The organism is Mycobacterium sp. C31M (assembly GCF_053345865.1).
The window spans coordinates 132,937-144,642 of sequence record NZ_JBKFAX010000012.1 but is presented as its reverse complement, the minus strand read 5'-3'; the positions used below and the strand labels follow the sequence as shown (position 1 = coordinate 144,642).

At 63.1% G+C, this 11,706-nt stretch carries 14 protein-coding genes; 9 read left to right on the top strand and 5 right to left on the bottom strand.

Annotated elements, in window-relative coordinates; translation table 11 throughout:
* Nucleotides 1-216: 216 nt before the first annotated feature.
* Nucleotides 217-729: a CAP domain-containing protein gene (locus ACLBYA_RS19290; RefSeq protein ID WP_447711039.1), complete on the bottom strand. Its 513-nt coding sequence runs from the start codon at nt 727-729 to the stop codon at nt 217-219.
* Between the two features lie 4 nt (nt 730-733).
* A complete protein-coding gene (locus tag ACLBYA_RS19285; protein ID WP_447711117.1) occupies nt 734-1,051 on the bottom strand; it encodes a DUF732 domain-containing protein in 318 nt (105 codons plus the stop codon).
* A 335-nt stretch (nt 1,052-1,386) separates the two neighbouring features.
* On the opposite strand from ACLBYA_RS19285, the gene ACLBYA_RS19280 reads away from it, so the two are divergent.
* Entirely contained in the window at nt 1,387-2,046 is a 660-nt protein-coding gene (locus ACLBYA_RS19280) for a TetR/AcrR family transcriptional regulator (RefSeq protein WP_447711038.1), read from the top strand.
* A gap of 4 nt (nt 2,047-2,050) precedes the next feature.
* Here the strand turns inward: ACLBYA_RS19280 and ACLBYA_RS19275 are convergent, their stop codons facing one another.
* Nucleotides 2,051-3,055 (bottom strand): phosphotransferase family protein, encoded by a 1,005-nt coding sequence (locus ACLBYA_RS19275; RefSeq protein ID WP_447711037.1) that lies wholly within the window; start codon nt 3,053-3,055, stop codon nt 2,051-2,053.
* 204 nt (nt 3,056-3,259) lie between these two features.
* On the opposite strand from ACLBYA_RS19275, the gene ACLBYA_RS19270 reads away from it, so the two are divergent.
* From ACLBYA_RS19270 to ACLBYA_RS19245, 6 genes are all read left to right on the top strand, one after another.
* Nucleotides 3,260-3,781 (top strand): TetR/AcrR family transcriptional regulator, encoded by a 522-nt coding sequence (locus ACLBYA_RS19270; protein WP_447711036.1) that lies wholly within the window; start codon nt 3,260-3,262, stop codon nt 3,779-3,781.
* 163 nt (nt 3,782-3,944) lie between these two features.
* Nucleotides 3,945-4,055, top strand: a complete 111-nt coding sequence (locus ACLBYA_RS19265; protein WP_149443076.1) for a hypothetical protein — start codon at nt 3,945-3,947, stop codon at nt 4,053-4,055.
* Nucleotides 4,056-4,096: 41 nt separating this feature from the next.
* Nucleotides 4,097-4,978: an alpha/beta hydrolase-fold protein gene (locus tag ACLBYA_RS19260; RefSeq protein WP_447711035.1), complete on the top strand. Its 882-nt coding sequence runs from the start codon at nt 4,097-4,099 to the stop codon at nt 4,976-4,978.
* Between the two features lie 11 nt (nt 4,979-4,989).
* On the top strand, nt 4,990-5,259 hold the full coding sequence (locus ACLBYA_RS19255) for a fibronectin-binding protein (protein WP_447711034.1): 270 nt from the start codon (nt 4,990-4,992) through the stop codon (nt 5,257-5,259).
* Nucleotides 5,260-5,304: 45 nt separating this feature from the next.
* Nucleotides 5,305-6,354, top strand: coding sequence for an ABC transporter ATP-binding protein (locus tag ACLBYA_RS19250; protein WP_447711033.1), 1,050 nt, complete (start codon nt 5,305-5,307; stop codon nt 6,352-6,354).
* The gene (locus ACLBYA_RS19245; RefSeq protein ID WP_447711032.1) at nt 6,351-6,731 is read left to right on the top strand and encodes a hypothetical protein; all 381 of its coding nucleotides are present in this window, start codon (nt 6,351-6,353) and stop codon (nt 6,729-6,731) included. Before ACLBYA_RS19250 ends, ACLBYA_RS19245 begins: the two co-directional genes overlap by 4 nt.
* Here ACLBYA_RS19245 and ACLBYA_RS19240 read toward each other — a convergent pair.
* Together ACLBYA_RS19240 and ACLBYA_RS19235 are read right to left on the bottom strand one after the other, a co-directional pair.
* The gene (locus ACLBYA_RS19240) at nt 6,728-7,411 is read right to left on the bottom strand and encodes a TetR/AcrR family transcriptional regulator (RefSeq protein WP_447711031.1); all 684 of its coding nucleotides are present in this window, start codon (nt 7,409-7,411) and stop codon (nt 6,728-6,730) included. The genes ACLBYA_RS19245 and ACLBYA_RS19240 overlap by 4 nt on opposite strands.
* A complete protein-coding gene (locus tag ACLBYA_RS19235) occupies nt 7,404-8,579 on the bottom strand; it encodes an acyl-CoA dehydrogenase family protein (RefSeq protein ID WP_447711030.1) in 1,176 nt (391 codons plus the stop codon). Before ACLBYA_RS19235 ends, ACLBYA_RS19240 begins: the two co-directional genes overlap by 8 nt.
* Nucleotides 8,580-8,875: 296 nt before the next feature.
* Here ACLBYA_RS19235 and ACLBYA_RS19230 point away from each other — a divergent pair, with 296 nt between their 5' ends.
* Nucleotides 8,876-9,931, top strand: a complete 1,056-nt coding sequence (locus ACLBYA_RS19230) for an LLM class F420-dependent oxidoreductase (RefSeq protein WP_447711029.1) — start codon at nt 8,876-8,878, stop codon at nt 9,929-9,931.
* A gap of 183 nt (nt 9,932-10,114) precedes the next feature.
* Nucleotides 10,115-11,308 (top strand): phosphotransferase, encoded by a 1,194-nt coding sequence (locus ACLBYA_RS19225; RefSeq protein WP_447711028.1) that lies wholly within the window; start codon nt 10,115-10,117, stop codon nt 11,306-11,308.
* Nucleotides 11,309-11,706 lie beyond the last annotated feature (398 nt).

The window sequence follows — 11,706 nt, the reverse complement described above, 5'->3', positions numbered from 1 at the left end:
GTCGCGTGCCCACGGCCGGATCGGCAGGGCGCATCGGTTTCCACCGGCATCGGTCGGTGCGCAATCCCGCAAACCGAACCGACCTTCAACTGATCGCTGATCACCTATCAGGCACCACGTCGCGGTGGGAGAGTTGTTGTGGGCAATTGTCATTGTCTGCTTTCTCTGGTGTCGCGTGCAGCCTGTGTGACGATCTGGAGCCTCGGGTTGTGAGGCTCAGCCAGGTTGGCCGTATACCGCGACAACAACGGTCCGATCCAGGCTGTTCTCCGACCACACGCCCATGTGAATATTGGCGCAGTTGCGCATGATCGCGACGCTGTGCGGGTTGTGGTACCACTGGTTGATCAGTTCGATTCCGCTGATCGCCAGCGCTGGATTGATCGCGACAGTCTGCGCAACGATGCCGCGGTAGCCGGCGGCTTCGGCGCGCTGTGCGGGGGTGGATCCGTCCGATCCCACGTCGGCGTTGAGCGCGCGGTTTTCCATCAGGTCGCGGGCGTGCCACTCGGCGGCCAGCTGCAGCTGAGCTTGGCGCGCCACGTTGTTCGTGCAGCCTGCCTGGTGTTGCACCGTGTAGACGTTGGCGATGACACTTTCGTTGAGCCTGCGGTTATCGGCACTTGCGTTGGGTGCCAACGAAACTGCGATGGTGGTGGCGAGCGCCAGGGCGAGAATTGCCCGACGTGGTCGACGGGTGTGTGCCTCGGACGAGATCGCGTGGCCCATCTGATTACTCCGATCCGGGGCGGTAGCCCGCGGCTGAATTGCGTAGTTGCCAGATCGCGCCGGGGCACAGCTCGTTGGCCGCCTGGGTGATGAGGTACGAGGCTTGATAGTCATCGGTCGTGTTGAAGTCGCGTTTGACCTGAGATATCAACGACCCGTACGGGGTTCCCGACTCGACCCTGTCGCAGAGCGAGTGCCCGTATGCCAACGCCGCGTCGGCATTGGGAAATCCGTAGCCAGGGCGAACTGTGACGTTCACGAGGTAGGCGACCGCGTCGGCGCCGGCGGTTGCCGGCACCAGGGCGGTCGGAAGGGCCAGCATCGTCAGAACTCCGAGCGCGTGCGCGGCCCGGACGCGTGTGCGCCGGTTGCGATCAAGTTCTGATGGTTGCCCGCCGAGGTACGTCACCTACCTACTGTGCGCAATCCGGCTTCTCTGGTCAAGCATTTTTTACTAGAGATTAAGACGGTGGTCGAAAAAGCTCGTCGGCTCTTCAGTAGTGCGGTAACTAGGTCGCGGGGTTGGCGGGCGGGTCTACCCCGCGGCGGCGTACCGGCCAGCAGGTGGAACGACGGGACCACTGACGGCATACTCCAGCGGGAACCACGCGGGAGCGTCAACGACCGATCTGAACAGTTCGGACTTACTATGTTCGGATGGCTAGGCGAAACAATCGGCTGTCCGCGGCGGCAGAGGTGGTCGTCGAGCCAGCGACCGCAGAATCTAAGTCGGCGTTGACACGTTCTCGCATCCTCGACGCCGCGGCACGTGTGCTGTCCGAAAAAGGCTACGCCGGTCTTCGTCTTACCGACGTGGCCGCCGAAGCGGACCTGCAGGCTCCCGCCATCTACTACTACTTTCCGTCCAGGGATGAGCTGATCGAGGAAGTGATGTGGTCGGGTATCGCCGATATGCGTGAGCACGTCGTGTCCGTCCTGGAGAAGGTTCCCGATGGGAGCCCGTCACTGGAGCGGCTGCTCATCGCTGCAGAAGCCCATCTGCGGCACGAGCTGGAGATCTCGCACTACACCACGGCGGCCATCCGGAACTCGGGCCAGGTACCGCAGAGTATTCGTAAACGCCAGATCCTCGAAGAGGAACGCTACGGTGACGTCTGGCGCAGGCTGATCAACGACGTTGCTCGTGATGGAGTGCTGCGCCCCGAGCTTGACCTTTACATCGCGCAGATGCTGGTCCTCGGTGCGCTGAACTGGGCGGTGGAGTGGTGGAATCCCCGGCGCGGATCGGTCGAGGCGGTGGTGGAGAACGCGCAGTCGATCATTCGGCACGGCATCGCCGAGGTGCCCGCCGAATAGGCGCCTACCCGGCAAGTCGAAGGTGATCGGCCGCCGAGTTCAACAGGATCCCGACGGTGCGCTCGAGTTCCTCGGGGTCGATCGCGGCATGTGAACCCATGGCTCCGGAAAGTCGCCGGGCTCGTACCCCTTCCAACAAACTTGCCGCGCGCCACTGCGAAAACGCACGGTAGTAATCCAGGTTGTCGACGCGAATATCGGCGACTTTCTGGTACACGGAGATCATCTCGGCGCGGTCGGGGAAGCCGCCTGCGCGGGTAGGGCTGGGCATCACGATCGCGGGCTCGTCGGCCGTTCGCCAGTCGTCGAGCAGCCACGCAAGATCGGCGAGGGGATCACCGACGGTGCACAGTTCCCAATCGAGTACGGCGGCGATCTGCCCCCGGTCTACGAGCAAGTTCGACAATCGGTAGTCACCGTGCATGATCACCTGGGGCGGACTCGGGGGGAGTCGGTCGACCAGCTTTGTATGCATGGCCTGCCAGTCGGCGTCGTAGCGACTCTGGGAACGGACGTGTGCCCAAGCCGTCGCGACACGGTGAATCTGCCGCACCAGGTAGGGGCTGCGAGATGTCGGGATGCCAAGAATCCCCGGTTCGATCGAGTGCAGTTTGGCTAGGGTTGTCGCCACCGACACACCGAGCTGATAACGCTGTTCGCGAGTGAGGGCGCCGGCCTGCTCGGCTGTCTCCAGCGCGGAACCCGCGACACGCTCCATCACCAAGAATGGCGAACCATCCACGCTTTCGCCCGTCCCGATCACCCGAGGAGTCGGCACATCTGACCCGGACAGAGCCTGCAGGATGCCGGCCTCGCGAACAAGGTTGTGCGATCCGCTCGGCGCGCCGTGCGGAGGTTCGCGCAACACCCATTCGGATCCCGCGCCGTCGACGATGAGGGACGTGATGTTCGACTGCCCGATGCCGACTCGGGTCATCGCCAGGGGAGGTGTGGCGGCCACGCCGTGCCGCGTCAGCCAGTCGAACACCGCGGAGGGTTGCGTTGACACGCCTGGACCGCGGGATGCGGCGCCAGTGGATTGTTGGATCTCCATGAGGGTGCCCTTCTGGTGGGGTGCATGCCCAGGTGTAGCGACGCTCCCTGTGAATGACGACGGCGCCACATGATTATTTATCATGGATTAGAATAGTCGGATGGTCGCAGCGTGGGCCGCGGTCGGGCGGCCTGACCCGACATGACCCGTGACGATTACATGGTGACGGGTCTGGAGGTCTTGGCCGATCGCGGGCATCTCGATCTCAAGCTGGCTGAGGTGTGCCGGCGGTTGGGTGTGACCTCGGGGTCGTTCTACCACTTCTTCTCCAGCTGGGCTGACTATCGGAGTCAGTTGATTCTGTACTGGAAAGACAACGGCACCCTTGCGAAGCTGAATCTCATAGGCGCCGAACCGGATCCGCGCCGTCGGATAGAGCGACTGGTCGAGGTGGGGTTACACCTGAATCATACCGCCGAGGGTGCAATCCGAGCCTGGAGCCGAGTGGACGCGGACGTGGCGGTCATTCAGTCCGAAGTGGATCAGCTGCGGCGTCGGGTCGTCCTGGACTCGGCTCGGCAGCTCGGTGCCGACGAGGCACGCGCGAACCGGTTTGCGGATGCGGCGCTGTACCTGCTCGTCGGCTACGAGCAGGCCGCTCTTGCGCCCGACCTGGAAGGTCTGGAGGCGATCTTCCGCGATCTACTGCGGCTTATCGAGATAGTCGATATCGAAGCCTGAGCAGTTGTCGTGGCCTGGCTTGGCCTCCTTCGCCTTCTTCCGTTCCCGGTCCGAAGGTCTGACAGCAGTCAGTTTTTATTCACGACTAGAAAATCCGGTGCCTATGTGATCTGCTGATGGAACGCGTCCCGCTATGACGTGCGAGACAGATCGGAGTTTGTTGGTGGATCCCGTTCCCGACTACGACGCGAGCGACGAACTCGAGATGTTCTTCAACTGGTTGCCGTGGGCACTGCGTGGCACCTACCCACCGCCCGCATACCCGCCGATCTGATCGCTGAGCGACCAGCCGATCCACCTTCAAAGGAGACCAGTATGAGGACTGTCACGCGCCTGTTGCGCGCTGTCTTCGCGGTGATCGTTGGGCTCTGCCTGTGGACAGCAGTCGAGGCGCGGGCCGACAGCGTCGAAACGCTGATGGTGCCGTCGGCCGCGATGGGCCGCGACATCCCGGTCACCTTTCAGGCCGGTGGGCCTCATGCCGTCTATCTTCTCGACGCGTTCAACGCCGGACCGGAGGTGAGCAACTGGGTCGGCGCGGGCGCATTCAGCACGCTCGCCGGAAGGGGAGTCTCGGTCGTCGCGCCGGCAGGTGGTGCCTGGAGCCTGTACACCAACTGGGAGATGGACGGCAGCAAACAGTGGGAGACGTTCCTGGCCACCGAGCTGCCGAACTGGCTCGCCGCAAACAAGGGTCTGGCGCCGGGCGGGCATGGCATCGTCGGTGCAGCACAGGGCGGAACGGCCGCAGTCACGCTCGCCGCCTTCCACCCGGACCGGTTCCGCTATGCGGGCTCGATGTCCGGTTTCATGACACCGTCGGCGACGGCGTTGAACGGCGCCATCACGGCCGGCCTGGCCCGCTTCGGCGGGGTGAACACCCAGGCCATGTGGGGCGCAGCGCAGCTGGGTCGCTGGAAATGGCACGACCCGAGTGTGCATGCACAAACACTGGTCGACAACAACACCCGACTGTGGATCTTCAGTCCGGCCGCACTCGAATGCAGTGATCCCGCCGCCATGATCGGCTACTGCGACCAGGCACAGGGCAGCAACCGGTCGTTCTACACCCAGTATCGGGCGATCGGCGGCGCCAACGGACATTTTGATATCCCCACCGGCGGGCAGCACGACTGGGGCACCTGGGGCCCGCAGTTGTCTGCCATGTCGGGCGACCTCGTCAATTCGATCAAATGAGGTGCAGGATAATGGCACTCGCCGCGGTCAAGCGTCTGGCCGGCGGTGTGCTGGCGGTGGTCGTGGCCGCCGGAGTGGTGCAACTGGTGCCACCAGAGGGCACGGATCACGCGGAAGATCCCTGTGCGTTGGCTGTTTCGCTGCTGTGCCGCTTCATGCCGATTGCTCCTGATCTGGAAGGCGATGTGGACTACACACAGCAGCTGCCGGCCGGCGCGAACACTGTGCTCGTGCCGGAGTCGGTGGCCCCGGCGGATCCCTGCGCGAGCGGATGTATATGACGCGCAGTCAGATCCCAAGCCAACGTTGAAAAGGTGAAGTGAAGTATGGGTGTTCAGATCGATGTCACGGATCTGACGAAGTCCTTTGGTCCGTCGCGGATTTGGGAGGACGTCACGATGTCGATTCCCGCGGGTGAGGTCAGCGTTCTGCTGGGCCCCTCGGGTACCGGTAAGTCGGTGTTCCTGAAGTCGCTGATCGGATTGCTGCGCCCCGAGCGCGGGTCGATCGTCATCGATGGCACGAACATCCTGGAGTGTTCGGCCAAGGAGCTCTATGAGATCCGGACCTTGTTCGGGGTGTTGTTCCAGGATGGTGCGCTGTTCGGGTCGATGAACATCTATGACAACACCGCTTTCCCGTTGCGTGAGCACACGAAGAAGTCCGAGTCCGAGATCCGTTCGATTGTGATGGAGAAGCTCGAGCTTGTCGGTATGCCCAATGATGGGCACAAGTTCCCAGGTGAGATCTCCGGCGGTATGCGCAAGCGTGCCGGTCTGGCCCGTGCGCTGGTGTTGGATCCCAAGATCATCCTGTGTGATGAGCCGGATTCGGGTCTGGATCCGGTGCGTACTGCGTATCTGTCGCAGTTGCTGATCGATATCAACGCCCAGATTGATGCGACGGTGTTGATCGTGACGCACAACATCAACATCGCCCGCACGGTGCCGGACAACATCGGGATGTTGTTCCGTAAGCAGTTGGTGATGTTCGGTCCGCGCGAGGTGCTGCTCACCAGTGAGGAGCCGGTGGTCAAGCAGTTCCTCAACGGTCGCCGGATCGGCCCGATCGGTATGTCGGAGGAGAAGGACGAGGCGACTGCGGCGGCTGAGGCTGCGATGTTGGAGGCCGGTCAGCATGACGGTGGTGTGGAGGAGATCGAGGGTGTGCCGCCGCAGCTGTCGGCCACTCCGGGTATGCCCGAGCGTCAGGGTGTGTTGCGTCGGCAGGCCCGGGTCCGCGAGATCCTGCATACTCTGCCGCCGGCCGCCCAGGAGGCGATCCTCGACGACCTCGAAGGCGCGCGCCGGCACGGCGTGGGCGACGCGCCCACGCTGTCCATCCCGGTATCGACGGGTAGCGAGAGCGTGCGATGAACAGCGTCGAGGAAGACTGTTTTGCTTGGGCACTCCTGGAGGCCGCAGGCAGTTTCCTGGACGATTGCGCCAATTCGTGGTTGTGCGCGAAGCTCGGTGCGGGGGAGGCGCAGGCGGTGATACGCGACCTTCTTGCCGGCTTTGCCAGCAGCGGGGTGGCACTGCCGACAGCACTGGCGGCCTCGCTGTGGTCGTGGGCCAACGGATTTCAGGGTAGCGACGAGGAATCACGTATTCGAGATATCGTTGCCCGGGTTCAGTTGGTCGTTGGCGACCGCTTGACAGACCACGGCGCGACGCCGACGGCGAAATTGGTCGCCCGGAGCGGTGACAGCACCACGCGGACCACTCTGATGATCGTGCCGGTCGGAAGTTAAGCGGCTCGCCCCGACCGCTTGCCCAGTGAAAGGCCGCGGACAATGAGATCGGCCAACTGCACGGCCGAGGCTTCGGCGCCCTCGACGCGGTCGACTGGGAGCCATCGGTGCGCGGCGAGAAGAGTACTCAGGTAAGCCGTGGCGACGGTATGCCGATCGCACTCACGAAACTCACCCGACTCGATACCGCGGCCGATCTGGTCGCAGATGTTCTGCAGCACAGCGCTCTCCGAGCGGCGGACCCGGGCTAGCTGCTCGTCCGTGAAATATTCGCCGATGTACAGGCTTTCGCGAAAGTAGACCGCCGCCCCGTGTGGGTCGGCGATGACAGCCTGCGCGATTCTGTTCGTACATTGGCTAAGTCCATAGGAGGGCGACCAATCACGGTCGGTTCGTGTCGCCGACTCCAGTATCCGGCCGGACCGCCAGAAGATGTTATACAGGAGAACGGATTTACTACTGAAATAGTAGTACAGCGACGCCTTGTTGATGTGCACCGCGTCGGCGATGTCATTCATCCGGGTCGCGTGAAAGCCACGCGTAGCGAAGAGTCGGGTGGCGGTTCGCAGGATTTCTTCCCGACGTGCGAGGCCGACAGGCGTAAGTTCCTGTCGGCTCTGCACGGGTTCATCCGACAGCGTCGGCGGTACGCGTCTGGCGTCGGGCGACGACTCAGCCACGTTGGTTGAGCCTCTTACCCAGGAGCTGAGCGGCGATGGTGTTCTTCAGCACCTGGGTCGTGCCACCGGCGATCGAGGAAACGATGACATCCCGGAAGCAACGCTCGGGCGGGAAGCCGGTCACCAAACCGTTACCGCCCAGTATCTGCATGGCTTTCCAGCACACGTCGCGACCCATATCGGCGGCGTGCAGCTTGGCGGTGGAAACGTCGAGCGCCTTGGGAACCTTTCCGCGTTCGGCGGTCAACGCGGCCTTGTAGGTGAGGTAGCGGACCGACTCGATCTGGGTCCACATCTCGGCGATCATGTGATACACGGCTTGGAACTCGTTGATCGGGCGTCCGAATTGTTCGCGGTCGTGCGAGTAGGCGACCGCCTCGTCGAACGCGCCTTGCGCAAGGCCGAGGCACATCGATGAGATATACAGTCGCTCCACATTGAAGGCCTGCATCAGATGGGCGAAGGAGCCCTCGCCCATCAACAGATTGCCACGTGGGACACGGCAGTTGTCGAAGAACAACTCGCCGTGCGGCGACCCCCGCGAGCCCATGTACTCGGGACCGTTGCCGAGGGAGAACCCGGGAGAGGTCTTGTCGACGACGACCGCGCCGATGCCCTTCATGCCCTCGGTGTTGTTTAATCGGACGAATACGACGTACACGTCGTAATCAGGCGCCCCGGTGATGAACCGCTTGGATCCGTTGATGACGATGTCGTCCCCGTCGAAGGCCGCCGTAGTCTCGATATCGGTGACGGCCGAACCGTGGTTCGGTTCCGAGAGGGCAATGGCAGCGGTCCGCTCGCCGGCAGCAATCTGAGGTAGGTAGCGGGCATGCGCATCGACGTTCTCGCTCATCATGATCACCGACGGTCCGGTACAAGTGGTAGCGAAGAGAATGTCGCCCGCCATCCACGATTTCATCGAGCGGCATGCCTGCTCGACTGCAAGGGAGAATTCGATGGCATCGTGCCCGCGGCCGCCGAACTCGGTGGGAATCGTGAGACCGGATAGGCCGAGGTCCACGGTGTCACGGATCATGTCGGCTACGGGGGCCGAATCGTTCCGGTCGATCTCGGTGGCGAACGGTGCCCACTTCTCGCCGAACTCTTTTGCGGCGGCCACGATTCGAGCCTGGTCGGTGGTGAGTGTAAAAGCACTCGCGTCCATCAAGGGTCCCTTCTTTGAGTCAGAGCTACCCGGCGGCGCGGATCTCTGGCTGACCACGGCGTCGATCGGGTCGAGTCGGTGACCTGCTGTGCTAGTCGGTGAGGGCAATATGTGCTGAACAGCGGCCACTCGGACGATCTGTAGCCGACAGGCGGTGAACGAGAGGCTCTCCGACTATATTAATCTAACGACGATTAAAAATGTCAAGTGATTGGCATGCCGGCCCCTGCGGGGCCTCCGTCACCGCCGAGGAGGTTCAGCGGCATGTTGACGCGGCGAAGGCGAAGGAGATTGGCATGAAGTTGGGTATGCCGCTGCGGTACTACGGCGATCAGTTCCTACCCATGGTGAACGGCCTCGCCGAACTTGAATCCGTCGGCCTGGACCGCGTCATGGTCGCGGAGGCGTACAGCGTCGATGCGGTGAGCCAGATGGGCTTCGTCGCCGCCAAGACCCGCTCGGTGGAGTTGGCCTTCGGGGTCCTGCCGATGTTCTCGCGCACGCCCACCAATCTCGCGATGACCGCGGCCGGCATCGACTACGTGAGCGGGGGCCGTTGTGTGTTGGGCATCGGGGCGTCCGGACCGCAGGTGATCGAGGGGTTCCACGGGGTGAAGTACGACGCACCCGTGGGGCGCGCTCGCGAACATGTCGAGATCTGCCGCAAGATCTGGAAGCGCGAGCCGAGCGAGTATCGCGGCAGGCATTACACGCTGCCGTTGGATCAGGGGGCCGGCGGGTCTGGTTTGGGTAAACCGCTGAAGATCATCGGCAAACCGGTACGGGACCACATTCCGATGGCGCTGGCTGCGATTGGACCCAAGAACGTGGAGTTGGCCGCGGAGATCTTCGACGAGTGGCAGCCCATTCTCTTTCACCCCGAGCGTGCCGATCGAGCGTTCGGCGATGCGCTCCGCGCCGGGGCGGAGCATCGCGATGGTCAACTTGGGCCACTGGGAATCAGCGTGCAGTGCCCGCTCCTCATCTCGGGCGACCCCGTGGCAACCCAGGCGGCGCTCGCGGCGGTGAAGGACAATGTCGCGCTGTACGTCGGTGGAATGGGCGCGGTGGGCAAGAACTACTACAACACGCTTTTTCAGCGTTATGGGTACGAGGAGGAAGCCGTCGAGATTCAGCGGCTGTTCCTGTCTGGATCCAAGGGGCAAGCGGCCGAGGCGGTTCCGGACGAGTTCGCCCGGTCCATATCGCTGATCGGTGATCGTACGCAGATCGCTGACAGATTGGCAGCGATGCGGGCCGCCGGGATAACGTGCATTCTGGCCGACCCTGTTGCCGCAGAGCACAAGGCGCGAGTCGGTCAGATGGCGACAGTCAAGGAACTCATCGGCTGATCGGGTGCGGGCGTGCTGCACGGCGACGGCCACCGCGACAACGTACCGACTCTGGCCATGAAATCTATTGCTTGTTAAATTCTAGTTGGTCCGTCACAGTGATTCATGCTACTTGGCATTCTTGATGAGGCCCGGCTTACTGGCCCGCGGTGGTCATCAACGGCCCACGAAGGGAACGACGAAATGACAGTTGGCGACAAGCTTGCGACGATTGCCACGGCCGGCCAGATCGCGACGGCCATCGTCCGGGAGAGGCTGCTGCCGCACGCACCCATCACGGATCCGACAGTCGTCCCCCCATCAGCGGAGGCCATCACCCCCGAGTGGCTATCGGCAGTGCTGTGCGGGAACGTCCGCGGCGCCAAGGTGGTGGACGTACGGGTGTCCGGCGGTGACGACGGCACGAGTGCCCGGCGCGCACTCACCGTCGTCTACAACGAGGCGGGTTCAACCGCCGGCCTGCCGACGGAGTTGTTCTCGAAATCGACGGCGACCATCGGATCGCGAATGTTGCTCGGCGTCACCGGTATTGCCGAGGGTGAGTCAGTCTTCTACAACCACGTACGTCCGGATCTGAAGCTGCGTAGCCCCCTTGCGTACTACTCGGGTTATGACCGACGTACCCACCGGTCGCTGGTCCTACTCGAGGATCTTCGGGTGCGCAACTGGACGTTCCCCGATCCGATGAAGAACCCGGTCTGTCGCAGCGACGCCGAAGACATGGTGGCCGAAATGGCCACCTACCACGGCGCACTGTGGGACAGTCCGCGGTTCCGTGCCGACCTGAGCCCTCTCCGGCCTGCCTACGACTGGCAGGAGAATCTGAACCGCAAGGCCGGGTTCGAGAAGCGCACCTTGACCGGCCTTGAGCGCGCCAAGGACGTTGTGAACGCCACGCTCTACTCGCAGAAGCACAAGTTGTATCCCGCCTTCATGCGGTCGCTGGCGCTTCACCGTTCGGGTCCCCAGACGCTGCTGCACCAAGATCTCCATCTTGGAAATTGGCTCCGCGACGAGAACGGCCGAATGGGCCTCTACGACTGGCAATGTGTAGCCAAGGGCAGTTGGGCGCTGGACTACTCCTACGCAATGGGCGGCTCGCTCACCACCGATGACCGACGGGAATGGCAGGAGGACCTGCTGCGCCTCTACGTGGAGCAGTTGAAGCACAACGGCGCAGCCACCGCACCGACCTTCGACGAGGCGTGGCTGGCTTACCGGCAGCAACCGATGCACGCACTGGCATTCGCCCTATTTACCTATGGCGGCAGTCGATTCGAGCCCGAGCTCCAGCCAAAGGATTACACCCTCGCGTCGATCGAGCGCATCGCGCAGCACGTAGCGGATCTCGGGTCGATCGACGCACTCGACCTCTGATCTGCCCACGGTCGAGCAACTTGATCGCCGCCCAGTAGACCGACATCCCAGGAGTCCATGTGGAGCTGTTCATCGCCGACCGCGGCGACAACCCCTTCGACGTCACGGGAATCGGCCTCGGCGCCGACGGGTCGACGCCGAGGGTGCGGTGTGGACCGCCGACGCCGCCAATCAGCGGGTAATCAGGGTTGCGCGAGGGCACCGAGATCGTCGAAGAGATCCGGACCGATGGGGTAGGTGCGTACGCGTGTGTGCTTGGAGGCGATGATGGACAGACTCTGTTCATCTGCGTCGCACCCGATTTCAGCTCTGAGAGAAGGAAACTGAAGGCGGAGGCGCGGATGTTGGCCACCCGTGTCGAGGTGCCACACGCCGGCCTGCCCTGACGACTTCACCGG

Bases quoted from the DNA above. Each gene is read 5' to 3' on its own strand.
- ACLBYA_RS19260 (WP_447711035.1), top strand. From the start codon at position 4,097: ATGAGGACTGTCACGCGCCTGTTGCGCGCTGTCTTCGCGGTGATCGTT.
- ACLBYA_RS19245 (WP_447711032.1), top strand. From the start codon at position 6,351: ATGAACAGCGTCGAGGAAGACTGTTTTGCTTGGGCACTCCTGGAGGCC.
- ACLBYA_RS19225 (WP_447711028.1), top strand. From the start codon at position 10,115: ATGACAGTTGGCGACAAGCTTGCGACGATTGCCACGGCCGGCCAGATC.
- ACLBYA_RS19235 (WP_447711030.1), bottom strand. From the start codon at position 8,579: ATGGACGCGAGTGCTTTTACACTCACCACCGACCAGGCTCGAATCGTG.
- ACLBYA_RS19270 (WP_447711036.1), top strand. From the start codon at position 3,260: ATGGTGACGGGTCTGGAGGTCTTGGCCGATCGCGGGCATCTCGATCTC.
- ACLBYA_RS19285 (WP_447711117.1), bottom strand. From the start codon at position 1,051: ATGCTGGCCCTTCCGACCGCCCTGGTGCCGGCAACCGCCGGCGCCGAC.
- ACLBYA_RS19250 (WP_447711033.1), top strand. From the start codon at position 5,305: ATGGGTGTTCAGATCGATGTCACGGATCTGACGAAGTCCTTTGGTCCG.
- ACLBYA_RS19290 (WP_447711039.1), bottom strand. From the start codon at position 729: ATGGGCCACGCGATCTCGTCCGAGGCACACACCCGTCGACCACGTCGG.
- ACLBYA_RS19255 (WP_447711034.1), top strand. From the start codon at position 4,990: ATGGCACTCGCCGCGGTCAAGCGTCTGGCCGGCGGTGTGCTGGCGGTG.
- ACLBYA_RS19280 (WP_447711038.1), top strand. From the start codon at position 1,387: ATGGCTAGGCGAAACAATCGGCTGTCCGCGGCGGCAGAGGTGGTCGTC.
- ACLBYA_RS19230 (WP_447711029.1), top strand. From the start codon at position 8,876: ATGAAGTTGGGTATGCCGCTGCGGTACTACGGCGATCAGTTCCTACCC.